We start from the raw sequence: 26070 nt of genomic DNA on the forward strand, positions 1-26070 counted from the left end.
ACCGGTTAGTGATCTTATCCATAAACAGGGGTATGATTGAAAATCCAAAATGGGGGACTTTGAAAAATGAGAAACAAAAAGATTTTACAGAAGGCCGCTAAGAAATCACTTAGCTGGCTTTTAATTTTAGGAATGCTGGTAACGTTACCGGAAACACCGGGAGCCATATCTGCAGCAGCTGCAGAACTTGAGACTGGTACAGAGGAAAATGTAAAAGAAGAAAACAGTACAGCGGATGTTACGACAGAGAAGGAAGAAAATCCAGTTGTAGAGGTTGAAGCAGATACAAGCGAAAACCAGAAAACAGAAAAAGAAACAGAGACGGCAGCATCAGAAACAGATACGGCAGAAACAGAAGATGTGGAAGCATCAGAAACGGAGACAGAAGATGTGGAATCAGCTGACACAGAAGTGGCTGAGGATGAGTCTGGGACAGTAGAAGATACGGAGGCAGTGGAGCAGGAAGAGACGGAAACAGAGCAGGAATTAAAAGCTGCAGAAGGATCGATGAACCTGACACTGCATTTTGATAACAGTGCTGCAAAGTATAAAACACCTGCACTGCAGTTTTGGGGAGATGATAATACTGTCGTATCCGGTGCAGTTAAGACAGATCAGGAAATTACCGGTTGGGGAGAAGCTGTCGGACAGATTTTAACGCAGGATAAAGGCGGTGATTTCTATAGTGTAACTTTACAGGGTAATTTTACCGGATTTCAGTTTTTAGATTATGATACACCATCCCAGAATACAAATGGTCAGGGATTTGTCAGCACCATGAAAGCATACACAGATGAAACACCGACAGATCTTTATTATATCTGTAAAGATGGCAAATGGGGCTGGTATTTAGATGCAGCAGGCACAGAAGCCTTAAAAGAGCCGGAACTTGTTTACCTTACCATGCATATCAAACCGGAAACGAAATGGTCAAAGCCGGCAATGCAGCACTGGAATGACAAATTGACTATCACTGATACAAAAGGTCAGGAAACGATCACCGGCTGGGACGTAAAAGGAGATCTTTTCACAGCAGAAGAGAATGGATTTTACAAACTCACTGTCAAAGGAACATTCGGAGGCTTTCAGTTTGTAGATGCAGATAATGCGGATGATACAAAAACAGGTGACAATACTTACGACAAACTGTTGGATAAATTTGTAGCAGAAACGCCAACCGATGTATATTATATCCAGAAAGACGGCACCTGGAACTGGTACATGGATAAAGATGGAACTATTACACTTGCTTCCACAAAAGAGGTATCGGACCAGGCAGTCGACAATGCAGATGGAACTACCACATTCACGGCTGTTGCAGAAAATGTAAAAGATAAAGTAAAGGTTGTTTATGGTAAAAAATCAGAGGTGGAGGAAAAAGGAATTTCTGCATTAAAGACGGTTACCATGACAGCAGATAAAAATGTTGCAAATGCATATACCACGGATGCGATTTTCCTTGGAGATGATGCATTGGACATCGTATATTACATCGAAGTAGATGGTGTAAAAAAAGACATTGAAACATCCGCTGGTGTTACAGTTGGAAAAGATACTTATCTTTCTTATACCAGAGATAAATTTACCGGCAGAATGGTCTGTGTACCGGGTACATTTCCTGGAAAAAGCTGGGATGCAGCATCAAATATAATGACATACATGGGAGAGGGGTTATATTCCTATACATTTAAAAATGTTCCGGCGGCAAATTACGAGTACAAGATTGCGATGGGTAACTGGAGAGAAAGCTATGGTGCAGGCGGTGCTGCAAGTGGATCGAATATTGCAGTAACGGTGACGGAACCACAGGATGTTACCATTTACTATTCAGATTTCAGCCACTATTCAAAATGCAGTATCGATTATAAGTTCGGGGCAAGCCTGTCATTGCAGGGAACAGGGATTCCATCGGATACAAAATTTTCTGACAGCAGACTGACCGGAATTTACAGTGCGACTGTGGAAAATATGGAGGCAGGTACTTATTCCGATACAAAGATCGTATCGGATGATGAGACGGTTGAAATGGAAACATATACCGTAGATACCACGAAAGATGTGACATTCTATTACGATCCGGAATCCGGCATCTATTATTCAGATGCTTCCGACAAGGAGGTTGCAACGGAAAAACTGGTATTCGATTCTAAGGACACTGCCTACAAATCAGTATATGGTGCAGTGGCAACCGGGGAGGAAGTTACCTACTCCATCGATACCGGAGATGAAGTTACTGCAGTCAAACTGGTCGTAAAAGGCGTGGCAAAGAAAACACTTTCCATGAAAAAAGCAGAGGGTGCGGAAGAGGGAAAACAGAGATGGTCTGTTACCACAAGGTATGACAGACTTGGAGAATATCAGTATTTCTTTGCAGTATACAATGAAACTGCAGTGGTAATGTATGGCGATGATGACGGATTTTATGGAACCGGTGTGGCAGCCAATTTGTTAAATCTTTTACCATATGATCAGATTGTATATCAGTCAGGTTATGAGACACCGGACTGGATGAAAAATGCAGTGATCTACCAGATCTTCCCAGATCGTTTCTATAATGGCGATGTGACAAACGATACCATCACTTCGGATGCAAGAGGTTCGATGCAGTATGAATATATGAATGACTGGTATATTTTGCCGGAGAATCCGGAGCAGGTCACATTACATCCGGATACATATCCAACTTATGCATACAAGGGAGATGGAAACTGGAGCAATGAGATTTATGGTGGAGACTTAAAAGGAATCACCAAACGGATCGATTACTTAAAAGCACTTGGTGTTACCGTGATCTACTTAAATCCGGTATTTGAATCTATTTCCAGCCACAGATATGATACAAGCGACTATAAAAATATTGATCCGATCCTTGGAACACTTGGAGATTTTGAGGAACTGGTCAGCGTAGCAGAAGCGAATAATATGCATGTTGTATTGGATGGTGTATTCAATCATGTATCGGATGATTCTGTTTATTTTGACCGTTACTATGAGTATCTGGAAGATGGAACCGATACGATCGGAGCTTATCCTTACTGGGCATATGTATACGATGCCATGAGCGAGAAAAAGATTTCCAAAGAGGAAGCAGAAAAACAGGCAAAAGAATATTTTACGGCAGAGTATGGAATTACAAACTATGACTATACAGAATGGTTTGATGTATTTTCCGATACAACTTTAAAAGATGACAATGACGATGAAGTATGTGATTCCGTAGGACTTCGTGCCGGAAAACCAGTATATGGTTATGATGGATGGTGGGGTTATGACTCCATGCCGATCATCAAGGCAACGAACGGTTCCGAATATCAGACCGGTACCTGGGCAGAAGAAGTAATCGGAAAAAATGAGACAAGTAAGACCGCAGATAACAGTGTAACACAGTACTGGCTGTCAAAAGGAATGGACGGATGGAGACTCGATGTTGCCAATGAAGTATCGGATGAGACCTGGCAGCACTTCCGTAAATCCGTGAAGGCACTTGACAGTGACAATGTGATCATTGGAGAGATCTGGACGGATGCAGTCAAATATCTGATGGGTGACATGTATGATTCCGTTATGAACTATATGTTCCGTGGAGCAGCGATCGCTTATGCAAAGGGCGGGAATTCCGCAGATGCATTAAATACTTTAGAGCGTTTGAGAGAGCGTTATCCGAAAGAAGCATTTTATGCAATGATGAACCTTGTTGACTCTCATGATACAACACGTTTGTTATCTTACTTAGATGGTATTGATGACGATAGAAAACAGAAAGAAATTGCAGAGGCATTCCCGACTTACGAGAATACTTCAGATGCAGCAAAACAGAAACAGTATTTAGTTGCGTTAATGCAGTTTACCTATGCAGGTGCACCGACGATCTACTATGGTGATGAGCTTGGTATGGTAGGTGCAGATGATCCAGATGACCGCCGTGCGATGATCTGGGGCGAAGGAAATGAGAATCTGGTAAAATGGTATGCAAAACTTGCTGCAATAAGAAGCAGTTACAGTGCATTGAGAACAGGCTCCGTAGAGCCGGTATATGGCACAGATAAAGAAATTTTAGGCTATGTCAGAAGTGATGATTCGGATATCATGCTTGTTTTGATGAACAACAGTGCAGCAGACAAGTCTGTGACAGTAAATGTTGCAGAACTTGGAATTAATGCAGCAGAACTTGCAGATGTGATCACAGGAAACAGCTGCAGTGCAGCAGGCGGCAGTGTAACGGTAAATGTTCCGGCATACAATGGTGTGATCTTAACAGACAAGGGTCATGTAAAACAGGTTTCTGTGGATGAAGAAAACTTAAAACCTGGTTTTGATCCTGCATATAAGATTAAGGCAGAAGAACGTGCAGTCAAAGTAACAGGAGTTTCACTGAAAAAGACAGAGATTACCTTACAGAAAGGTAAAACAGCAAATATTTCTGAAAATGTAGTAGTAGCACCGCAGAATGCAACAAACACAGCAGTAAAATACAAGACTTCTGACAAAACAGTTGCTTCAGTTGACAAAGATGGTAATGTAACTGCAAATGCCAAAGGAACTGCAACAATTACCGTGACAACAAAAGACGGAATGTTTACATCAGAATGTAAAGTAACTGTAGGAGATCAGGTACAGGCAGCGAAGATCAAATTAAACAAGACAAAACTCAGCCTGAAAAAAGGAAAAACATATACCTTAAAGGCAACAGTCACTCCGAAGGATTGTACGGATAAATCCGTGAAATGGAAATCTTCCAAATCCTCTGTTGTAAAAGTAGATGCAAACGGAAAAGTAACTGCAAAGAAAGCAGGAACCGCTACAATTACAGCTACCACAAAGAATGGTTTAAAGGCAACCTGTAAGATCACGGTTACAGATCCGGCAACCAAAGTATATCTGACACCGGCGATGAGTATCAAAAAAGGAAGTTCCGTAAAACTGACAGCATCTGTATTTCCGAAGACAACGACAGATAAACTTACATGGTCTACATCAAACAAAAAGGTAGTGACAGTAACAAAGAGCGGTAAGATCAAAGGAGTCAAAACAGGAACAGCTACGATTACAGTTAAAACAACAAGTGGAAAGAAAGCAACCTGTAAAGTGACCGTTGTAAAGAGTAATAAGAAGTCAGCAGGTATTAAACTGAGTGCAAAGAAACTGACATTAAAGCAAAATGCAACAAAACAGCTGAAAGCTACTCTTGATAAGAATGCAACGGACAAAGTGACATGGAGCAGTTCTAACAAGAAAGTAGCTACAGTCGATAAAAATGGTGTTGTAACGGCTGTAAAGAAAGGTACTGTAACGATTACCGCAAAGACATCAGGTGGAAAGAAAGCAACCTGTAAAGTGACGGTAAAAGTACCGGCAACCAAGGTAAAATTAAACAAAACCAAGGCGACTGTTGCAAAGGGCAGGACTCTGACCTTAAAAGCGACTATGACACCTTCTTCCTCAACAGATAAACTTACCTGGACGAGTTCCAACAAAAAAGTGGCAACAGTTGATAAGAATGGTAAAGTAAAGGCGCTGAAAAAAGGAACAGCCACGATTACTGTAAAAACTGCAAGTGGAAAGAAAGCAACCTGCAAAATTACTGTAAAATAATGTTGGTGCATTAATAAAAATGCAGCATAAAACAAAAAAAGTTGCAAAAAAATATTGCAAAGAAGAAATCTATGTGGTATAAATGTTACAACGTTAAAACAGTAAAGCGATGAAAGAGACTCTGATCTTCAGACGTCGACAGGAATACAGCGTCACCGACTGAGAGCGCTGTTTGAAAGAGAAGGTCAAGGGAACACTCTGGAGCAGACTGATTGAACAGGAATTTGCACGAGCGGTTGATCTTAAAAACAGCGGCAGTGGATCGAAAGTAGGTCAGTACGTGGGTGCGCGTTAAGCACAGAGAGCGGAAAGATGATGAGAACGACATCATTTTTCAATGCGGGTGGTACCGCGGGATACTAAGAGATTTCGCCCCGGAAAAGCATATGCTTTTCCGGGGTTTTTTGTATTCATGATAATAGAATGTTCGCGGAGCGTGCATTCTATTATTTGTTGAAAATCTGAAAGACAGAGTTTTGTTTTTCAAAAAGGTTCCCGTCCCGCACCTTATCATATCTAAAGGAGTGTACAGAATATGGAATTCATGACAGGTGTAAACAAAAAGGAAACCTTAGAGATCGGTGATTTACTGACCGGCAGCTATGAGGGAAAAAGTGTAAAAGTAAACGGAGCAGTGCATACCATCCGTGATATGGGTGAAGTTGCATTTATCGTCTTAAGAAAGAGAGAAGGACTGCTCCAGTGTGTTTACGAAGAAGGAAAAACACAGTTTGACTTAAAAGATTTAAAAGAGGCAGCAACGATTGAGTTGGAGGGAACCGTAAAACCGGAGGAACGTGCACCACACGGATTTGAGATCCGTCTGGATAAAATCAAGGTATTGTCCGAACCGGCTGCACCGATGCCGCTTGCAATCTCAAAATGGAAATTAAATACCTCCTTGGAGGCGAATTTAAACAACCGTGCGATCGCCCTTCGAAATGTCAGGGAGCGTGCAAAATTCCGTATTCAGGAAGGTGTGGTACGGGGATTTCGTGATTTCTTATACAGTCAGGGGTTTACAGAGATCCATACACCAAAGATCGGTGCAAAAAGTGCAGAGGGCGGGGCAAACCTGTTCCGGTTGGAATATTTCCACAGACCGGCAGTTTTACAGCAGAGTCCTCAGTTTTACAAACAGATGATGGTCGGCGTATTTGACCGGGTGTTTGAGACGGCGCCGGTATTCCGTGCAGAAAAACATAATACCAAACGTCACTTGAACGAGTACACCAGCCTTGATTTTGAGATGGGATATATTGATGGATTCGAAGATATCATGGCGATGGAGACCGGATTTTTGCAGTATATGATCGCACTGCTCAAAAAAGATTATGCAGAGGAACTTCGGTTATTAGGCGTCACACTGCCGAACGTCGAAAAGATCCCGACCGTGCGGTTTGATGAGGCAAAAGAAAAAGTAGCGGAAAAATATCACCGTCAGATCAGAAATCCATACGATCTTGAACCGGAGGAGGAAGCACTGATCGGACAGTATTTTAAAGAAGAATATGATGCAGATTTTGTATTTGTTACGCATTACCCATCCAAGAAACGTCCGTTTTATGCCATGGATGATCCGGCAGATCCGACGTATACGTTAAGTTTTGACCTCTTATATCAGGGACTTGAGATCACGACCGGCGGACAGCGTATCCACGATTATAACAGGCTGATGGAGAAAATTGAAAAACGTGGTATGGAGTCTGAGGGAATGGAACAGTACTTATCCGTATTTAAACATGGCATGCCGCCACATGGTGGACTTGGAATCGGATTAGAGCGTCTGACCATGAAATTAGTCGGTGAGGACAATGTTCGTGAAACTACTTTATTCCCTCGTGATTTAAGCAGATTAGAGCCGTAATCAGGTTAGAACAGATGCAAAGAATCCAAAACAAAATAATTTTAGATCCATATCAGGTTCAAAATTGAATGTAAATTGAGTTTTGCAAACAGGGATCATATGAATGAAAAAGGAGAACAGCCGTGAAACATTTGGGAACAAAAACAATCGAAACAAGACGTCTTGTTTTAAGACGATTTACACTTTCCGATGCAGAACCGATGTACCGTAACTGGGCATCGGATCCGGAAGTGACAAGATATCTGCTGTGGCCTGCACATGAGAGTGAAGAAGAGACGAAAGGCATTTTAAAAGGCTGGATCGCTGCATACGATAAAACGGAAAAATATGAATGGTGTATCGAATTAAAAGAGATCGGTGAGGCAATCGGCAGCATTGGTGTCGTAGCTGTCAATGAAAAAGTGCAGTCCATGGAAGTCGGTTATTGTTTAAGCTGTGACTACTGGAATAAAGGAATCATGTCAGAAGCATTAGAGGCAGTGGTAGAATACTTGACTAACGAAGTTGGGGCACGCAGGATCGCGGCGCGATGTGATACCAGAAATCCGTACTCAGCCAAAGTGATGGAAAAGTGTGGTCTTAAATATGAAGGAACAGCGATTCAGGCTGAGTGGAACAATTCTGGAGCCGGGGATGTTGCTTATTATGGTCTGGTGGTTGGACCTGTGATCGTAGAAGAACCGGAAGAAGCTGAAGAACCGGGAATCGAGGAAGAGGAAGAAATTCCGGCAGTTAAGACCGGACGCAAAAACGAAATCTCAGACGAGACGATCGAGTATGTCGGAATCCTTGCAAAATTAGAGCTGAATGAGGAAGAAAAAGAGCATGCCAAGAAAGATATGGAAGAAATGCTCAACTATATTGATAAATTAAACGAACTTGATACCACAGGAGTGGAACCTATGTCACATGTATTTCCGGTAAACAATGTATTCCGGGAAGATGTAGTGACAAACGGGGACGGCAGTAAAGAGACACTGTTTAATGCACCGGAACAGAAAGATGGTGGATTTAAAGTGCCAAAGACGATTGGAGATTAATCAGGAGGATCATATGAACATTATGAGTTTGACTGCCGTGGAACTCGGCAAAAAGATAAAAGCAAAAGAAATCTCAGTAGAAGAAGCTGTTATGGCGGCATTAGATGCCATCGAGAAAAAAGAAAAACTCGTAAACAGCTTTGTGACGGTAGATAAAGAAGGCGCACTGAAACGTGCAAAAGAAGTACAAAAACAGATTGATGACGGCATTTTGACTGGACCGCTTGCAGGTGTTCCGGTTGCCATTAAGGATAATATGTGTACGAAAGACTTGCTTACCACCTGTTCTTCTAAGATATTATATAACTTTATCCCGACCTATACGGCAGAGGCAGTTTTAAATCTGGAAAAGGCGGGGGCAGTGATTTTAGGAAAGACCAATATGGATGAGTTTGCCATGGGAAGTACGACAGAGACATCTGCTTATGGCGAGACGAAGAATCCGTGGAACACAGAGCATGTGCCGGGAGGTTCTTCGGGTGGTTCCTGTGCAGCAGTTGCGGCTGAGGAATGTGTTTTTGCACTTGGTTCAGATACTGGCGGTTCTATCCGTCAGCCGAGTTCTTTCTGTGGTGTGACCGGAATCAAACCGACCTATGGAACGGTATCACGTTATGGACTGATCGCCTATGGTTCATCTTTAGATCAGATCGGGCCGGTTGCGAAAGATGTGACTGACTGTGCAACGATTTTAGAGACGATTGCTTCTTATGACACGAAGGATTCCACTTCTGTAAAAAGAGAAGATTACGATTTTACCAGTGCACTGGTGGATGATGTTGCAGGAATGAAGATCGGTATTCCGCGTGATTATTTCGGGGAGGGTTTAGATCCGGAAGTAAAAGCAGCAGTTTTACAGGCAGCAGAGGAATTAAAGAAAAAGGGCGCCATCGTGGAAGAGTTTGACTTAAGTCTGGTAGAATATGCGATTCCTGCTTACTATGTCATCGCCTGTGCAGAGGCAAGTTCGAACCTTGCAAGATTTGATGGTGTAAAATATGGTTACCGTACCAAAGAGTATGAGGGACTTCATAATATGTACAAAAAATCACGTTCCGAAGGATTCGGACCGGAGGTAAAACGTCGTATCATGCTTGGTTCCTTTGTGTTAAGCAGCGGATATTACGACGCATATTATCTGAAAGCACTCCGCACCAAGGCATTGATCAAACAGGCATTTGATAAAGCATTTGAAAAATATGATGTCATTTTAGGACCGGCGGCACCGACCACTGCACCAAAACTGGGACAGTCCTTAAGTGATCCGATCAAGATGTATTTAGGAGATATCTATACGATTTCTGTAAACCTTGCCGGATTACCTGGTATTTCACTGCCATGCGGCAAAGATAAAAATGGTCTGCCGATCGGGTTACAGCTCATTGGAAACTGCTTTGAAGAGAAAAAGATCATCCGTGCGGCATATGCGTTTGAACAGACAAGAACCTATGAGCACAGCCCGCTTGCATAATCCGAAAATGGAGGAATAGAGATGAGTAAAATATATGAAACTGTCATTGGACTTGAGGTCCATGTTGAGTTAGCAACAAAAACAAAAATCTTCTGCGGCTGTTCCACAGCATTCGGCGGTGCACCAAATACACATACCTGTCCGGTGTGTACCGGTATGCCGGGTTCTCTTCCTGTATTAAACCGTCAGGTGGTGGAATATGCGATGGCAGTGGGAATTGCCACAAACTGCAGCATCACCCAGTACTGCAAATTTGACCGTAAGAACTATTTTTATCCGGATAATCCGCAGAACTATCAGATTTCCCAGCTATATCTGCCAATCTGCAGAAACGGCGGTGTTGAGATCGAGACGGCAGCCGGAAAGAAGATCATTGGTATCCATGAGATCCATATGGAGGAGGATGCCGGAAAACTTGTACATGATGAGTGGGAAGATGTCTCCATTGTTGATTACAACCGTTCCGGTGTGCCGCTGATTGAGATCGTATCTGAGCCTGATATGCGTTCTGCGGACGAGGTTATTGCTTATCTTGAAAAACTGCGCATGATCATCCAGTATCTTGGCGCTTCCGACTGTAAATTAAATGAAGGTTCCATGCGTGCCGATGTCAACCTGTCTGTACGTGAGGCAGGCGCAAAGAAGTTTGGAACCCGTACCGAGATGAAAAACTTAAACTCCTTTAAAGCGATTGTAAGAGCTATCGAGGGAGAGCGTGCACGTCAGATTGAACTGCTTGAAGCCGGAAAGAAGATCGTGCAGGAGACACGCCGCTGGGATGACAATAAGGAATCTTCCCATGAAATGCGTTCCAAAGAGGACGCCCAGGATTACCGTTATTTCCCGGAGCCGGATCTTGTCCCGATCGTGATCAGCGACGAGTGGATCGCAAAAGTAAAGGCAAACCAGCCGGAGCTTCGCACGGAGAAATTGGAGCGTTACCAGAAAGAATTTGATCTTCCGAAATATGATGCCGAGATCATTACTGGACATAAGAAATTTGCGGATCTGTTTGAGGCGGCAACCGAGCTCTGCGGAAAACCGAAAAAAGTGTCCAACTGGATCATGGTGGAGACGATGCGCCTGTTAAAAGAAAATAACATGGATCCGGAGGATATCCGTTTTTCACCGGTCAATCTTGCAAAACTGATCAATCTTGCCGATTCCGGTTCCATTACAAACACGGTCGCAAAGGAAGTATTCGAACTGATCTTTAAAGATGACATTGATCCGGAAAAATATGTTGAAGAGAAAGGCTTAAAGACAGTCAACGACGAGGGTGCACTCCGTGAGACAGTACAGAAAATATTAGCAGAAAATCCACAGTCGGTTGAGGATTACCATAACGGCAAAGAAAAGGCAATCGGATTCTTAGTCGGACAGACCATGAAAGCCATGAAAGGAAAGGCAAACCCGGCGCTTGTGAACCAGATATTAAAAGAGTTACTGTAAGGTATTATATTTGATACCAACATCATGTATATAAAAATATGAGGACTGAAAAAAGTCCTCATATTTTTGGTTTGCGCGCCATGGGCGCGCTCTAATGGGTGAAAGTCCCGAACACGCCTAGGCAACGAGGAAGTGTATAGCAGAACAGCAAGGGTGTCCATCGTGAGGTGGAATCTGAAGGAAGCTGTAAGCAAACTCTTGGTCCGACGGACAGAAATCACATATAAGGCTCGGAAATACGGATAAGTCTGCCAAAAGAGATGAAGTCCTAAAGTTGCTGGAAGTACGAGTAAATGTGGCGGATAGATGAGAGGAAAGAGCGTGCACCTTAAGCGTGGAGGTCTCACAGGGGTTTCATTAGCCTAGTAACAACGAACTGTGAGAAGTCAGCCGAGCCCATAGTAGTGAAGAAGTCTCTGTAATAGAGATGGAGCAAAGGGGCGAACAATCAATAAGTTTGAGTATGTCTCGTATTGCAGAAGAGATAACATCTGCCGTAACCAATCGGGTAAAAGATGGTCAAATCAAGCGAGACGGAAAGGAAAGAACGCATGGACACAGGTAGTCTAATGAAGCAGATATTATCTAGCGATAACCTCAACAGAGCATATCTGCAGGTCGTACGAAACAAAGGTGCAGAGGGAGTGGACGGAATGAAGTGCACAGAACTTAAGGAACATCTTGCAAAGAACGGCGAAATCATTAAGGAGCAGCTGAGGACAAGAAAGTATAAACCTCAGCCAGTACGGAGAGTGGAGATACCAAAACCCGATGGCGGTTTCAGAAACCTGGGAGTGCCAACAGTAACAGACAGATTTATACAACAAGCTATTGCACAGGTCTTAACACCAATCTATGAGGAGCAGTTCCATGATCATAGTTATGGATTCAGACCGAACAGATGTGCACAACAGGCAATCCTGACAGCACTTGATATGATGAACGAGGGCAACGACTGGATTGTAGACATTGACTTGGAAAAGTTCTTTGACACAGTAAACCATGACAAGCTTATGACCATCATAGGCAGAACTATAAAAGATGGAGATGTTATCTCTATCATTAGGAAATATCTTGTCAGTGGAATCATGATTGATGATGAGTATGAGGATTCTATTGTGGGAACACCACAAGGAGGAAATCTTTCACCATTACTGGCAAATATCATGCTGAATGAACTTGATAAGGAAATGGAAAAGAGAGGGCTTAACTTTGTACGATACGCGGATGACTGTATTATTATGGTCGGAAGCGAAATGTCTGCCAATCGTGTAATGAGAAACATATCTCGTTTTATTGAAGAGAAACTAGGACTCAAAGTTAACATGACCAAGAGCAAAGTAGATAGACCAAGAGGATTGAAATATCTGGGTTTCGGATTCTACTTTGATTCAAGAGCACACCAATTTAAGGCAAAACCACATGCAAAATCAGTAGCAAAGTTCAAGAGGCGAATGAAAGAACTCACTTGTCGTAGCTGGGGCGTTAGTAACAGCTATAAGGTTGAGAAACTTAATCAGCTTATCAGAGGGTGGATTAACTACTTTAAAATAGGTAGTATGAAGGTGTTATGTGCCACGCTCGACCAAAGCATAAGATTTCGATTGCGCATGTGTATATGGAAACATTGGAAAACTCCACAGAATCGCGCGAAGAACTTAATAAAGCTAGGGGTATATAAGAAACTAGCGTACTCAACGGCTTATAATGGTGCGAGAATCGCACACTGCTGTCAAGGCGGTGCCATGAATGTAGCCGTTACAAAAGAAAGACTAACCCGTTTTGGATTAGTCTCAATGTTAGATTACTACACCGAAAGGTGTGTTACTTGTTAAGTTGATTGAACCGCCGTGTACCGAACGGTACGCACGGTGGTGTGAGAGGTCGGGAAATCACTCAGATTTCCCTCCTACTCGATCGATAGCTTGACAATCTTGTTTATGCATGCATATACTAAGTTAATTGCGAAACTCATTCATGAACTGGCGATGTTGTGGAAAATTGACAGATGAAAAAGAAAGTGCTGGGGAGCCGTCGGTACTTAGTGACCGTATTTTGGTCATTTAGTATCCGCTACGAGCGACACGCAGCGAGAGCGTGCTTTCGTTTCAGCTGTCAATTTCCCACAACGTTCACAGCCTAAAGCAGAGTTTCGCCCAGATACTGTTTCATAGAATAGCATGGAAAGAAGGAGCAAAATGACCTATCATTTATCCGACGAGCAGGAAAAATACTTTTATGACACCTTAGAGGAACTCTGCAGGCAGTCCCGCCTGTTAGAGTCTCATCGCTATATACAGCATGGAGACACCAGCGTATTTCGCCACAGCGTATCGGTTGCATATTTCAGCTATTATCTGGCATTGAAAATGAACGCACCTGTGGATATCCACTCGCTGATCCGTGGAGCGTTACTGCATGATTATTTTCTTTATGACTGGCACGAAAAAGATGCGTCACATAAATGGCATGGATTTCATCATGCAGAAAGGGCGTGCGAGAATGCCATGCGTGACATCCCGGATCTGAATGAAATAGAAAAAGATATGATAAAATGTCATATGTTTCCATTAAATATCGTTCCGCCCAAATATATGGAAGGCTGGATCTTGTGCTGTGCGGATAAGATATGTTCCGGTGCAGAAACTGTGAAAGGACGCATGCCGGAGAAAGTTATTTTACCATGGAAGAAGAAAGAAAAAGTGGTTTAGAGTAATATAAAAATAGAGATGAAAATGGGCATATATAAAGTTTTTGGCTTTATATATGCCCATTTTTTGAGGTCACTTATGAAAACACAGAGAAAGAAAAATATCTATACGATTTAAAATATATTCTAGCCTTCCGCAAGATTTCCTGTGTAAAGCTGATAATATTTTCCTTTTTCTTCCATGAGTTTGTCATGGTCGCCGCGTTCGATGACGCGTCCCTGCTCTAATACGATAATGCAGTCACTGTTCTTGACTGTGGAGAGGCGGTGGGCGATCACGAAAGTGGTACGTCCTGCCATCAGTTTATCCATACCATCCTGAACGATCTTTTCTGTTCTGGTATCAATGGAACTGGTTGCCTCATCGAGGATCAGTACCGGCGGATCTGCGATCGCAGCGCGTGCGATGGCGAGCAGCTGACGCTGTCCCTGGCTTAAGTTTGCACCGTCACCGGTTAAAAGTGTGTTGTAACCGTCCGGCAACTGGTGGATAAAGGTATCTGCATTGGCAAGTTTTGCGGCTGCAATGACTTCTTCATCTGTGGCATCGAGTTTTCCATAGCGGATATTTTCCATTACGGTTGCAGTGAACAGGTGTGTGTCCTGAAGTACGATGCCGAGGGAATGACGCAGATCGTCTTTTTTAATCTTATTGATATTGATACCATCGTAGCGGATCTTACCATCCTGAATATCATAGAAACGGTTGATCAGGTTCGTGATCGTAGTCTTTCCGGCACCGGTACTTCCGACAAAAGCAATCTTCTGACCAGGTGTTGCGTAGAGGTCTACATTGTGGAGCACGATCTTATCCGGGTTATAACCGAAATCAACATCATCAAAGACAACATCGCCTTTCAGCTCGATATAATCGATACTGCCGTCAGCCTGATGTGTGTGTTTCCATGCCCACATACCGGTACGTTCTTTTGATTCGACGATCTGACCGTTTTCTTTTCTGGCGCGGACGAGTGTAACATAACCTTCGTCTGTTTCCGGTTCTTCATCAAGCAGCTTAAAGATACGCTCGGAACCGGCAAGGGCCATGACGATATTGTTGAGCTGCATACTAAGCTGGTTGACCGGCTGGCTGAAACTCTTATTATAGGTAAGGAAACTTGCAAGTTTTCCGAGTGTAAAACCGCCGATGCCGTTTAAGGCGAGTACACCGCCGACTAAAGCACAGAGTACATAGCTGATGTTACCGATCTGTGCATTGACAGGCATTAAAATATTACCAAATTTATTGGCATTGTCTGCACTGTGGAAGAGCTGGTCATTCAATCTGTTAAAGTTTTCGATACTTTCTTCTTCATGGGTAAAGACCTTGACGACTTTCTGACCATTCATCATCTCTTCGATATAACCGTTGACCGTTGCGATATCTTTCTGCTGTGCGATAAAGTATTTTGCACTGAGTGCACCGATCTTTTTTGTGGCAAAAAGTGTGACACCGATCATAAGAAGTGTCACGATTGTCAACGGAACATTTAAGAGAAGCATGCTGACAAATACACTCACGATGGTGATGATGCTGTTCAAAAACTGTGGCATACTCTGGCTGATCATCTGACGGAGTGTATCGATATCGTTCGTATAGGTGGACATGATATCTCCGTGATAATGTGTGTCAAAGTAGCGGATCGGAAGTTCTTCCATATGGGTAAACATGTCATCACGCAGGTTTTTTAAAGTACCCTGTGAAACATTTACCATGATACGTGTATATATATAAGAAGCGATTGCTCCGATCAGGTAAAAAACGGCAACACGCATGATGGCATGCAGCAGACCGGAAAAATCAGGATCTGCCTGACCGATGAGCGGCAGAATATAGCTGTCGATCAGAGTCTGCATAAACCAGGTACCCTGTACACTGGCAAGTACGGTAATGAAAATACAGAGCACGACAAGAATACAGTGAACTGCATAATTTTTCATGATGTAAGCGAGCAGACGCATAAAAAGTCTGCCGGGATTTTCAACTTTCGGACGTGGGCCTTTTGGACCTCTGCCACCCGGACCATGAACCGGTTTGGTATTTTTTTCTGCCATTATGCAGCACCTCCTTCATCGAAATCACCGCTTCCGCTGGTCTGTGATTCATAGACATCGCGGTAGATATCATTGGATTCTAATAATTCTTCATGTGTGCCAAAGCCATTTACAACACCGTTATCTAAAACGATGATGCGATCTGCATTCTGGACGGAGGAGATTCGCTGTGCGATGATGAATTTGGTTGTGTCCGGAATCTCTTCGGCAAAAGCCTTGCGGATCTTAGCATCGGTTGCAGTGTCGACAGCACTGGTACTGTCGTCTAAAATAAGTATTTTCGGTTTCTTTAACAGGGCTCTCGCGATACATAAACGCTGTTTCTGACCGCCGGATACGTTGGTTCCGCCCTGTTCAATGTAAGTGTTGTAGCCGTCCGGGAAACGGTCGATAAATTCATCTGCGCAGGCAAGATGGCATGCGTGGCGGCATTCTTCGTCGGTCGCATTTTTATCACCCCAGCGCAGATTTTCGTAAATGGTTCCCGAGAAGAGCACGTTGTTCTGCAGTACCACGGAAACCTCGTCGCGCAGCGTATCCAGGTCGTAGGAGCGGACGTCTTTGCCGCCGACAAGGACTGCGCCCTCTGAGACGTCATAGAGACGGCTGATTAAGTTGACGAGCGAGGATTTCGAACTTCCCGTGCCGCCGATGACACCGATCGTTTCCCCGGAGCGGATGGAAAGATTGACATCATCAAGGATCGGTTTATCCGAAGTCTTGTTGTAACGGAAGGTCATATGGTCGAAGGTAACACTGCCGTCGGCAACCTCATAGACCGGATTTTCCGGGTTTGTGATATCACTCTTTTCATTTAAGACTTCACAGATACGCTCGGCACTTGCGATACTCATGGCTAACATGACGAAAACCATGGAGAGCATCATCAGACTCATCATGATGTTCATACAATAGGTAAGAAGACTCATCAGTTCGCCTGTGGTAAGAGAACCTGCAACGATCATTTTTGCCCCCAGCCAGCTTAATGCGATGATACAGCTATATACAGCAATCTGCATGACAGGGGAGTTGAAAGCGAGTACGCCCTCTGCTTTGACAAACATGTTATAAATATTTTTGCTTGCCTGTGTGAACTTCTTCTTTTCATAATCCTCACGGACATAGGCTTTGACTACACGGATCGCGGAGACATTTTCCTGTACCGATGCATTTAAGTCATCGTACTTTGGAAATACTTCCATAAAGTAATGATGTGCCCGTATTGTAATAAAGGCAAGGATCACACCAAGTACGATAACAGCGATCAGGTAAACGCATGCGAGTTTCGCATTGATGAAAAATGCCATGATCATCGCGCAGACTAAAGAGATCGGTGCGCGCACGCACATACGCAGCAGCATCTGATATGCGTTCTGCAGATTCGTCACATCCGTGGTGAGCCTTGTGACAAGACCTGCGGTGCTGAATTTGTCAATGTTGGAAAAAGAAAAGGTCTGTATATTTTCGTACATTGCTTTTCGTAAGTTGCGGGCGAATCCTGCGGAAGCACGGGCACCGTATTTTCCACCCATCGTTCCTGCAAACAGGGAAACACACGCGACAATGACCATACATCCGCCCATGACGTAAATATGGTGGATATCCCCGGCTTCCACGCCGTTATCGATGATCGATGCCATCATCAGTGGGATGATCGTTTCCATGAGTACTTCTAAGATCATGAAAACAGGAGTGAGGAAAGAATCTTTTTTAAATTCTTTGATCTGAGCTCCCAGAGTTTTTAACATAACATCACATCCTTTTCAAAAAATAATTGATTTTTATTTGTTAGTGTGCTAACAATATAGTTATAAGGCATAAAAAAAAGAATGTCAATGTAAAAAATAATATTATTTCAGCAGGAGATAAATCATGCATACAGATACGATAGGATATAAAATACGTTTGATCCATAACCAGATCCATAAGCGGATGGAGGCAAAAAAACAGGAAAATGAAAAAGAACCACTTACGGGAATGCAGCGCTGGACGCTTGGATTTTTGCGGGATCATGATGGAAAGGATATCTATCAGAAGGATATTGAAACGGAATTTTCGGTATCGCGGGCAACCGCATCAAACATGCTTGCAGTCATGGAACGGAAAGGGCTGGTGCGCCGTGAGACGGTGGAGCATGATGCGAGGCTGAAGAAACTGGTGCTGACAGATAAAGCACGTACTATGGTAGAGAGGTCAGAGCAGGATATGCGTGAAATGGAAGCTCTTTTAGAGAAAGGACTGAGTGATGAAGAGGTAAAAGATCTTAAGAAATATTTAGACCGGATGCTTTTGAATCTGGATGTGGATATTGCCTGTCCGAAGAATTCTTTCTGTGGTGGCATGAAAAAATAGAAACACTAGATATTGTGGTTGATGATGCAGGATATACAAGTGAAAAAAATGACGAAGAAATCACCTTAAATTTGGTAATAGTGAATAAAGACCGCGTATTTACTGGGGTTGCAACGATCGATTCTGTCCGGATATCATAAAAATGGGAAAATATATATGTTCCAAACACATTGACAAAGACACAATATATTGTATAATAAGTACTCGTAGGTTATGCGGCCGTTTGGGTATGGCAGGCAGCCATCAGTCAGAAACAGAAAGGGATTTGATCGGAAATGAAAATTATTAAAAGAAGCGGTATGGAGGATACCTTTGATATTAAAAAAATTGAGGCGGCGATCCGCAGGGCAAACAACAGCGTTATTGATTATGAGAAGCTGACAGATAAGCAGATTGATGAGATATCAAAAAATGTGGAAATTGCCTGTGAAAATATGAAACGTTCTCCAAGTGTAGAAGAGATTCAGGATATGGTAGAGAACCAGATCATGAATCAGCGTGCATTTAATGTGGCACGAAACTATATTACATACCGTTACAAACAGGAACTGGTGCGCAAATCCAACTCAACGGATGAACAGATCTTAAGTTTGTTAGAGTGTAATAATGAGGAAGTAAAACAGGAAAATTCAAATAAAAATCCAACGGTAAACAGCGTGCAGAGAGATTATATGGCAGGAGAGGTCAGCAAAGATATCACAAAGAGATTTTTGCTGCCGCCGGATATCGTGGAGGCGCACGAGCAGGGAATCATTCATTTTCATGATGCGGATTATTTTGCACAGCATATGCACAACTGCTGTCTGGTCAATTTAGAGGATATGCTTCAGAACGGAACTGTTATCAGCGAAACAATGATTGACCGTCCGAAGAGTTTCTCTACAGCATGCAATATCGCAACACAGGCAATCGCACAGATCGCAAGTTCCCAGTACGGTGGACAGAGTATCTCACTTTCCCATCTGGCACCGTTCGTACAGGTCAGCCGTGAAAAATACCGCAAGCAGGTCCGCACGGAACTGGAAGCAATCGGAGTGACACCGACTGAGGATAAAGTCAATAAAATTGCGGAGATCCGTGTGAAAGAAGAGATCAACCGTGGTGTGCAGATGATCCAGTATCAGGTGATCACACTGATGACGACAAACGGACAGGCACCGTTTATCACGGTATTTATGTATTTGGATGAGGTACCGGAAGGCCAGCTTCGCGATGATCTTGCCGCAGTGATCGAGGAGATGCTCCATCAGAGAATCCTTGGTGTAAAGAATGAGCAGGGCGTATACATTACACCTGCATTCCCAAAACTGATCTATGTGTTAGAGGCAGATAATATCCGTGAGGGTACCAAATACTGGTATCTGACAAAACTTGCAGCGGAATGTACGGCAAAGAGAATGGTTCCGGACTATATTTCAGAGAAGATCATGAAAAAGTTAAAAGACGGCAACTGTTATACCTGTATGGGATGCAGATCTTTCCTGACTGTTGACCGCACAAAAGGAAATTATGCAAATGCAAAAAATTACGTTCCGGGTAAGAAGTATTACGGCAGATTTAACCAGGGAGTTGTCACTTTAAATCTCGTGGATGTCGCATGCTCTTCCGGAAAAGATATGGATAAATTCTGGGAACTTTTGGATGAAAGGTTAGATCTTTGTTACAGGGCTCTGATTATCCGTCATAAGAGACTGCTCGGTACACCTTCTGATGTGGCACCGATTCTCTGGCAGAACGGTGCACTGGCACGTCTGAAAAAAGGTGAGACGATCGATAAACTTTTATATGACGGTTATTCCACGATTTCTCTTGGCTATGCCGGACTTTGTGAGTGTACCAGATACATGAAGGGGGTTTCCCACACCGAGCCGGAAGGAACAGAGTTTGCATTAAAAGTAATGCGCCGTTTAAATGATGCATGTACGGAATGGAAAGAAAAACACAATATCGATTTCAGCCTGTACGGAACACCACTGGAATCAACGACTTATAAGTTCGCGAAATGTCTTCAGAAGCGTTTTGGCATTATTCCGGGAGTGACGGATAAGAACTACATCACAAACAGCTATCATGTCCATGTGACAGAGGAAATCAGTGCATTCGATAAGTTGAAGTTTGAGTCACAGTTCCAGGAGCTTTCTCCGGGAGGTGCGATCAGCTATGTGGAAGTGCCGAATATGCAGAATAATCTTGACGCTGTACTTGCAGTGATGCAGTATATTTATGACAATATTATGTACGCAGAGCTGAATACCAAGAGCGATTACTGTATGGAATGCGGTTATTCCGGAGAGATCAAGATCGTCAATGACAAGGACGGCAAACTTGTCTGGGAGTGCCCGAACTGCGGTAACCGTGACCAGAACAAGATGAGCGTGGCGCGCAGAACCTGCGGCTACATTGGAACACAGTTCTGGAATCAGGGCAGAACACAGGAAATTAAAGAGAGAGTGCTTCATTTATAAAATTCATATTGCGAAAAAGAACCGTATATCAACATTGATGTGCGGTTCTTTTTATGATAAACTGTAATGGTACTAAATCACTAAAATAAAAATTTAACTTTGGAGGATAAAATGTTAGAAGCAGGAATCAAAGGACAGCATACCATTATAGTAGAGAAAGAAAATACAGCAGCAGTGATGAAAAGCGGTACGTTAGCAGTATTCGCGACACCGGCAATGATCGCCCTGATCGAGGAGACCGCATGGAAGAGTGTTGCAGATGAACTTGAAGAAGGATGTGTGACTGTGGGAACGAGCCTTAATGTAAAACATCTTGCCGCATCACCGGTGGGAATGAAGGTAACCTGCAATACCACTTTAGTGGAAGTGGATAAAAGACGTCTTGTATTTTCCGTAGAAGTAGAGGATGAGACCGGAAAAGTCGGAGAAGGAACGCATGAGCGTTTTATTGTACAGGCGGAAAAATTTCAGAATAAGGCGGATGCCAAGTTAAATAGATAGGAGGAAACATTGAATTTAGTTATCGGGTTACTGGTCCCGTTTCTGGGAACTTCGTTGGGGGCAGCATGTGTTTTCTTTATGAAAAACGGGTTGAACCGTCTGGTACAGAAAGCACTGCTTGGTTTTGCATCCGGCGTTATGGTGGCAGCATCTGTGTGGTCGCTGCTGATACCATCCATCGACATGTCAGAGGGAATGGGAAAATTTGCATTTTTACCGGCAGCAATCGGATTTATATTTGGAATCCTGTTTTTACTGCTGATGGACAAAATCATTCCGCATCTTCATATGAATGAAGACAAACCGGAAGGATTGCCAAGTCACCTAAAAAAAACAACCATGCTGGTACTGGCTGTTACTCTTCATAATATACCGGAGGGAATGGCAGTCGGTGTTGTGTTCGCTGGACTTTTATCAGGAAACAACGGAATTACACTGGCGGGAGCATTTTCATTGTCCATAGGAATTGCAATTCAGAATTTTCCGGAAGGTGCAATTATATCGCTTCCGCTGAAAAGTGAAGGCGGCAGTACAAAAAAAGCCTTCTGGTATGGCGTGGCATCCGGTGTGGTAGAACCGATCGCGGCGGGAATTACGATTATTTTAGCCGGAATCATCACACATATGCTGCCATATCTGCTTGCATTTGCAGCAGGGGCAATGATCTATGTGGTCGTGGAAGAGCTTCTTCCGGAAGCATCAGAAGGAGAACATTCCAATATTAATACGATTGGATTTGCGGCAGGTTTTCTGATCATGATGATATTAGATGTCGCATTGGGATAAAGGAGGAAATAAATATGCAGGACGATATAAGAGAACAGCTGATCAAACAGTTTCCATCAGATGTGGTAGAGATACTGGATCAGAGTGGTAAAACATACTATGGCTGTCCGACCTGTAAGAGGGCAGTTACAGTAGGAACTGATAAATGTCCGGGATGCGGACAGGTGCTTGCCTGGGATCATATCCGCAAGGAAAACCAAAAAAAGGGGACGATGACAGCAGTGTTGAAATTTGAGGTGGCAGGCGATTTTACAAAGGGAGACTGCAGAAAATGTCCGCTTTCCTACATTGCAAAAGAAAAAAATGAAAATGTTTATGAATGTCCGTTGAAAATGCGTGCAAACTGTAAACTTGAGCTTATGTAGAAAGGAAATTCATGCGCGGTGTACAGATGGTCATTATAGCGGTCGGAGGCATTTTATTATTCTGGTTCTTCGCGCCGCTGTTATGCAAAGGAATTTTTAATATAGGAACGGCGACCGGGATTCTGATCTCGTTATTCCTGTTATGTTATGGAATTTTTTTCGGGCGTATGAACAGGAGAGCTTTGATATTGTGGAATGGCAGGAAAACACACTGGATATGTGTTTTCCTGCTTGTCCTTGTACTTATAATGATCATGACAGTGTTGGCAGAGACATTTCTGATGATCCACTCAGCATTACACACTCCGCCGCAAAATACGACAGCTGTTGTTTTAGGATGCAGTGTAAAAGGTACAAAACCAAGCAGAATATTAGAGGAACGTATTGATGCTGCATATGATTATCTGAGTGTAAATAAAGATGCAGTATGTATTTTGTCCGGTGGCAGAGGACCGGGTGAAGATATCACGGAAGCACAGTGCATGTATGAAGTGCTGACAAAACGGGGAATCAGTGAAAATCGTCTGATTTTAGAAGAACGATCTACAACGACGGAAGAAAATTTAAAATATACCGGAGAAATTTTAAAAGACCGTGGACTTGATATGACTGTGACACTGGTTACCAGTGAATTTCATGAATATCGGGCGAATCAGATGGCAGCCAGGCTGGGAATGAAAAGTTACAGTACCCCGGCACATACATTTTTTGTATATTTTCCCACCTATTATGTGAGGGAACTGTATGGCATTTTATATTATGAATTGCGTCATTGGGATTAGTGTGGAAGTATTTTTATAAAAACAGTGCAGTAATAAAAAGTGGAATGTCAGAGAGAGGAAAAGATGCCAGGAAAATATTATGCAGTAAAAAAAGGAAGAAAACCGGGAGTGTACCAGAGCTGGGCAGAATGTAAAGCGATGGTGGACGGCTTTCCTGGAGCAGTATATAAGAGTTTTAAAACAAGAGAAGAAGCAGTGGCTTTTGCCAAAGCTGCGACATATACCGGAGCAGATGCTGCGCCAAAGATGCAAAATGCAATGAAGAAAACAATGCAGCAGGAAGATGGGGCAATGCCGTCTGTCTATGCGTTTGTGGATGGTTCTTACAATGTGGCAACGCATGTCTACGGATATGGTGGCTTTCTGATTCATGATGGCATAAAAGAAGTGCTGCAGGGGAGTGATAAGGATGCAGAGATGGCAGCGATGCGCAATGTCGCAGGGGAAATCTGCGGCAGTATGGCTGCGATCAGAAAAGCGGTCGAATTAGGATTGCCGGAAGTAACGATTTATTATGATTACATGGGAATCGAAATGTGGGCAACCGGTGCGTGGAAGTGCAATAAAAAAGGGACAGCAGCATACCGTGATTATGTGGCATCGGTGAGAAATGTGATTGTGATCCGTTTTGTAAAGGTAAAAGGACATTCCGGTATCGATGGCAATGAGGAAGCAGATATGTTAGCAAAGCAGGCAGTGGGGAATGAGATATAAAACCGGAATCCGGGAGCAGATATATGGATAAAAAGTTAAAATATTATGATCTGATGGAGGACTTAAGAAAACAGATCGTTTCAGGAAAAATAAAGCCGGGAGAAAAACTGCCATCGGAAAATGAACTTTCCGGGACATATCAGGTAAGCAGACAGACTGTACGGAAAGCTCTGCAGATTCTTCAGAACGAGGGATATATTTATGCGGAACATGGACGTGGAACGTTTTGTTCGGAGATGGCGAGACGCACGGGTGAAACAAAAAATATAGCAGTGGTCACGACATATCTGTCTGATTATATTTTCCCGAGAGTGATCCAGGGAATTGATAAAGTCCTTACGGAAAATGGATATAGTATTCTTTTAAAGAATACAAGAAATTCCAGAAATATGGAAGCAAAATGTTTAGAAGAATTATTGCAGAAGGGAATTGATGGGCTGATCATAGAACCAAGCAAAAGTCAGATCTTCTGCAAACATATTAATTTATACCAGACGCTGGATGAATATCGGATTCCATATGTATTTATTCAAGGCAGTTATGCGCAGCTTGCAGAAAAGCCACATATCCTTTTAGATGACTGCCTTGGAGGATATCTGGTTACAAGATATCTGATCTCACTGGGGCACCATCACATCATAGGGATATTTAAAGCGGATGATACGCAGGGACAGCAGCGGCACAAAGGGTATGTGCAGGCTTTACAGGAAGCAGGGATTGCGTATGACCCGGATAAAGTGGTATGGTTTTATACGGAAGACCGGAAAACGCATCCATATGAACAGGTGTGTCATATGGCTAAGATGAGATGTGAGCATTTCTTTGACAGTGTGGTATCGTATAATGACCAGATTGCACTAGAGGTCATCCGGGCATTAGAGGATGAAGGACTTAAAGTGCCGGATGATGTTTCAGTGACAGGATATGATGATTCCTATCTTGCGTCAAGTGGAAAAGTACCGCTCACCACGGTGGCTCATCCACAGGAAAAATTAGGTGAAATGGCAGCAGAGCTTCTTCTTGGACTGCTGAAAGAGGGAAGTGTCCCGGAGTCAGAAAAGCAGATCCTTGTGAAACCCAAGCTGGTGATCCGGGAATCCTGTATATCCCGGAAAAAGGAGGAATAAAAGATGAACTATGCGCAGATCAAACCCTGTTCCATTGAGAATGGTACAGGTGTGAGGGTGTCTTTGTTTGTGTCCGGATGCAGACATCACTGCAAAGAGTGCTTTAATCAGGAAACATGGGATTTTTCCTATGGTAAACCGTTTACAGAAAATACGGAAGATGAGATCATGCAGGCGCTTGCACCGTCCTACATTGCAGGACTGACACTGCTTGGAGGAGATCCGGGGGAACCGGAAAATCAGCAGGGGCTTCTTCCTCTTTTACAGAGAATAAAAAAAGAACTGCCGGATAAAAATATCTGGGTGTACAGCGGATATCTGTATGAGGATTTTCTGCCGGGCGGAAGGGCATATTGTGAGGCATCAGAGCCTTTTTTATCAATGATCGATGTTATGGTGGATGGACCTTTTATTTTAGGAAAAAAGGATATTGGCTTAAATTTCAGGGGATCTTCGAACCAGAGAATCATTAATGTGCCTGAAACGAGAAAAAAACAGGAAATTATATTACTGATGGAATAAAGGAAAAGGGGAATAAGATGAAGTTTTCATGGAAAATGATTGCTGCTGCATTAAGTTATGCATTAGGTGTTCTGGGCTGGTGCTATGTTGGCGGTTATAAGATCCTGACAGGTCCGGTAAAGGGACTGATCCTTGCGCAGATGGCAGGAAGCATGTCTTTGGGACGACTGGTAGCTGCAGCGATTGAAGGATTTATATATCTTTCATTAGCAGGCGGAGTCTGGTGCATTGGGTATATGTTAAGCAGTCATTTCAGGGAAGATTGAGAA

At 43.1% G+C, this 26070-nt stretch carries 19 protein-coding genes and 1 pseudogene; 18 read left to right on the forward strand and 2 right to left on the reverse strand.

Features of this window, described 5'->3' with window-relative positions; genetic code table 11:
- Positions 1-66: 66 nt before the first annotated feature.
- The 8 genes and pseudogenes from ACDD58_RS11570 (at position 67) to ACDD58_RS11605 (ending at position 14133) form a co-directional block, all read left to right on the forward strand.
- The gene (locus tag ACDD58_RS11570) at positions 67-5592 is read left to right on the forward strand and encodes an Ig-like domain-containing protein (protein ID WP_370777550.1); all 5526 of its coding nucleotides are present in this window, start codon (positions 67-69) and stop codon (positions 5590-5592) included.
- A gap of 535 nt (positions 5593-6127) precedes the next feature.
- A complete protein-coding gene (aspS, locus tag ACDD58_RS11575) occupies positions 6128-7459 on the forward strand; it encodes an aspartate--tRNA(Asn) ligase (RefSeq protein ID WP_186900629.1) in 1332 nt (443 codons plus the stop codon).
- Between the two features lie 122 nt (positions 7460-7581).
- Positions 7582-8031: pseudogene (locus ACDD58_RS11580) on the forward strand (GNAT family N-acetyltransferase); the annotation flags it as partial.
- 150 nt (positions 8032-8181) lie between these two features.
- Positions 8182-8499: an Asp-tRNA(Asn)/Glu-tRNA(Gln) amidotransferase subunit GatC gene (gene gatC / locus ACDD58_RS11585; protein ID WP_334302678.1), complete on the forward strand. Its 318-nt coding sequence runs from the start codon at positions 8182-8184 to the stop codon at positions 8497-8499.
- Positions 8500-8512: 13 nt separating this feature from the next.
- The gene (gatA, locus tag ACDD58_RS11590; RefSeq protein WP_117918800.1) at positions 8513-9970 is read left to right on the forward strand and encodes an Asp-tRNA(Asn)/Glu-tRNA(Gln) amidotransferase subunit GatA; all 1458 of its coding nucleotides are present in this window, start codon (positions 8513-8515) and stop codon (positions 9968-9970) included.
- Positions 9971-9991: 21 nt separating this feature from the next.
- Positions 9992-11422 (forward strand): Asp-tRNA(Asn)/Glu-tRNA(Gln) amidotransferase subunit GatB, encoded by a 1431-nt coding sequence (gatB, locus tag ACDD58_RS11595; protein WP_186900631.1) that lies wholly within the window; start codon positions 9992-9994, stop codon positions 11420-11422.
- 551 nt (positions 11423-11973) lie between these two features.
- The gene (ltrA, locus tag ACDD58_RS11600; RefSeq protein WP_370777553.1) at positions 11974-13257 is read left to right on the forward strand and encodes a group II intron reverse transcriptase/maturase; all 1284 of its coding nucleotides are present in this window, start codon (positions 11974-11976) and stop codon (positions 13255-13257) included.
- A 363-nt stretch (positions 13258-13620) separates the two neighbouring features.
- Positions 13621-14133, forward strand: a complete 513-nt coding sequence (locus ACDD58_RS11605) for an HD domain-containing protein (protein WP_330414587.1) — start codon at positions 13621-13623, stop codon at positions 14131-14133.
- Between the two features lie 125 nt (positions 14134-14258).
- Here ACDD58_RS11605 and ACDD58_RS11610 read toward each other — a convergent pair whose 3' ends face one another.
- Together ACDD58_RS11610 and ACDD58_RS11615 are read right to left on the reverse strand one after the other, a co-directional pair.
- Positions 14259-16187: an ABC transporter ATP-binding protein gene (locus tag ACDD58_RS11610; RefSeq protein ID WP_370777555.1), complete on the reverse strand. Its 1929-nt coding sequence runs from the start codon at positions 16185-16187 to the stop codon at positions 14259-14261.
- Entirely contained in the window at positions 16187-17935 is a 1749-nt protein-coding gene (locus ACDD58_RS11615) for an ABC transporter ATP-binding protein (RefSeq protein WP_370777557.1), read from the reverse strand. The genes ACDD58_RS11610 and ACDD58_RS11615 overlap by 1 nt, the downstream gene beginning before the upstream one ends.
- Before the next feature lie 124 nt (positions 17936-18059).
- Between ACDD58_RS11615 and ACDD58_RS11620 the strand changes: the two genes are divergently transcribed.
- The 10 genes from ACDD58_RS11620 to ACDD58_RS11665 all read left to right on the forward strand — a co-directional run bounded on the left by ACDD58_RS11620 (position 18060) and on the right by ACDD58_RS11665 (position 26067).
- Complete coding sequence (locus ACDD58_RS11620; RefSeq protein ID WP_241070947.1) at positions 18060-18539, forward strand: MarR family winged helix-turn-helix transcriptional regulator; 480 nt, start codon at positions 18060-18062, stop codon at positions 18537-18539.
- Positions 18540-18814: 275 nt separating this feature from the next.
- A complete protein-coding gene (gene nrdD, locus ACDD58_RS11625) occupies positions 18815-21004 on the forward strand; it encodes an anaerobic ribonucleoside-triphosphate reductase (protein ID WP_370777559.1) in 2190 nt (729 codons plus the stop codon).
- Positions 21005-21115: 111 nt separating this feature from the next.
- Complete coding sequence (locus tag ACDD58_RS11630) at positions 21116-21505, forward strand: thioesterase family protein (RefSeq protein ID WP_006858827.1); 390 nt, start codon at positions 21116-21118, stop codon at positions 21503-21505.
- Between the two features lie 78 nt (positions 21506-21583).
- Complete coding sequence (locus ACDD58_RS11635) at positions 21584-22291, forward strand: ZIP family metal transporter (protein WP_006858850.1); 708 nt, start codon at positions 21584-21586, stop codon at positions 22289-22291.
- A gap of 14 nt (positions 22292-22305) precedes the next feature.
- Positions 22306-22656 carry a hypothetical protein gene (locus ACDD58_RS11640; RefSeq protein WP_370777561.1) on the forward strand — a complete coding sequence of 117 codons (351 nt, stop codon included), beginning with the start codon at positions 22306-22308 and terminating at the stop codon, positions 22654-22656.
- 11 nt (positions 22657-22667) lie between these two features.
- Positions 22668-23438 carry a YdcF family protein gene (locus ACDD58_RS11645; RefSeq protein WP_006858825.1) on the forward strand — a complete coding sequence of 257 codons (771 nt, stop codon included), beginning with the start codon at positions 22668-22670 and terminating at the stop codon, positions 23436-23438.
- A gap of 63 nt (positions 23439-23501) precedes the next feature.
- Positions 23502-24152 (forward strand): viroplasmin family protein, encoded by a 651-nt coding sequence (locus tag ACDD58_RS11650; RefSeq protein WP_022112179.1) that lies wholly within the window; start codon positions 23502-23504, stop codon positions 24150-24152.
- Between the two features lie 23 nt (positions 24153-24175).
- A complete protein-coding gene (locus ACDD58_RS11655; RefSeq protein ID WP_118209127.1) occupies positions 24176-25279 on the forward strand; it encodes a GntR family transcriptional regulator in 1104 nt (367 codons plus the stop codon).
- A 3-nt stretch (positions 25280-25282) separates the two neighbouring features.
- Positions 25283-25801 (forward strand): anaerobic ribonucleoside-triphosphate reductase activating protein, encoded by a 519-nt coding sequence (gene nrdG, locus ACDD58_RS11660; RefSeq protein ID WP_118209126.1) that lies wholly within the window; start codon positions 25283-25285, stop codon positions 25799-25801.
- A gap of 17 nt (positions 25802-25818) precedes the next feature.
- On the forward strand, positions 25819-26067 hold the full coding sequence (locus ACDD58_RS11665) for a phospho-N-acetylmuramoyl-pentapeptide-transferase (RefSeq protein ID WP_118209125.1): 249 nt from the start codon (positions 25819-25821) through the stop codon (positions 26065-26067).
- Positions 26068-26070: the final 3 nt, after the last annotated feature.

Source organism: Roseburia sp. (assembly GCF_041325975.1).
Lineage (GTDB): Bacteria > Bacillota > Clostridia > Lachnospirales > Lachnospiraceae > Roseburia > Roseburia rectibacter.

Coding starts and splice junctions, on each gene's coding strand:
- ACDD58_RS11640 (WP_370777561.1), top strand. CDS start 22,306: ATGCAGGACGATATAAGAGAACAGCTGATCAAACAGTTTCCATCAGAT.
- ACDD58_RS11665 (WP_118209125.1), top strand. CDS start 25,819: ATGAAGTTTTCATGGAAAATGATTGCTGCTGCATTAAGTTATGCATTA.
- ACDD58_RS11645 (WP_006858825.1), top strand. CDS start 22,668: ATGCGCGGTGTACAGATGGTCATTATAGCGGTCGGAGGCATTTTATTA.
- nrdD (WP_370777559.1), top strand. CDS start 18,815: ATGAAAATTATTAAAAGAAGCGGTATGGAGGATACCTTTGATATTAAA.
- ACDD58_RS11650 (WP_022112179.1), top strand. CDS start 23,502: ATGCCAGGAAAATATTATGCAGTAAAAAAAGGAAGAAAACCGGGAGTG.
- ACDD58_RS11635 (WP_006858850.1), top strand. CDS start 21,584: ATGAAAAACGGGTTGAACCGTCTGGTACAGAAAGCACTGCTTGGTTTT.
- ACDD58_RS11630 (WP_006858827.1), top strand. CDS start 21,116: ATGTTAGAAGCAGGAATCAAAGGACAGCATACCATTATAGTAGAGAAA.
- ACDD58_RS11570 (WP_370777550.1), top strand. CDS start 67: ATGAGAAACAAAAAGATTTTACAGAAGGCCGCTAAGAAATCACTTAGC.
- ACDD58_RS11610 (WP_370777555.1), bottom strand. CDS start 16,187: ATGGCAGAAAAAAATACCAAACCGGTTCATGGTCCGGGTGGCAGAGGT.
- ltrA (WP_370777553.1), top strand. CDS start 11,974: ATGGACACAGGTAGTCTAATGAAGCAGATATTATCTAGCGATAACCTC.
- gatA (WP_117918800.1), top strand. CDS start 8,513: ATGAACATTATGAGTTTGACTGCCGTGGAACTCGGCAAAAAGATAAAA.
- gatB (WP_186900631.1), top strand. CDS start 9,992: ATGAGTAAAATATATGAAACTGTCATTGGACTTGAGGTCCATGTTGAG.
- ACDD58_RS11605 (WP_330414587.1), top strand. CDS start 13,621: ATGACCTATCATTTATCCGACGAGCAGGAAAAATACTTTTATGACACC.
- ACDD58_RS11655 (WP_118209127.1), top strand. CDS start 24,176: ATGGATAAAAAGTTAAAATATTATGATCTGATGGAGGACTTAAGAAAA.
- aspS (WP_186900629.1), top strand. CDS start 6,128: ATGGAATTCATGACAGGTGTAAACAAAAAGGAAACCTTAGAGATCGGT.
- ACDD58_RS11620 (WP_241070947.1), top strand. CDS start 18,060: ATGCATACAGATACGATAGGATATAAAATACGTTTGATCCATAACCAG.
- ACDD58_RS11615 (WP_370777557.1), bottom strand. CDS start 17,935: ATGTTAAAAACTCTGGGAGCTCAGATCAAAGAATTTAAAAAAGATTCT.
- nrdG (WP_118209126.1), top strand. CDS start 25,283: ATGAACTATGCGCAGATCAAACCCTGTTCCATTGAGAATGGTACAGGT.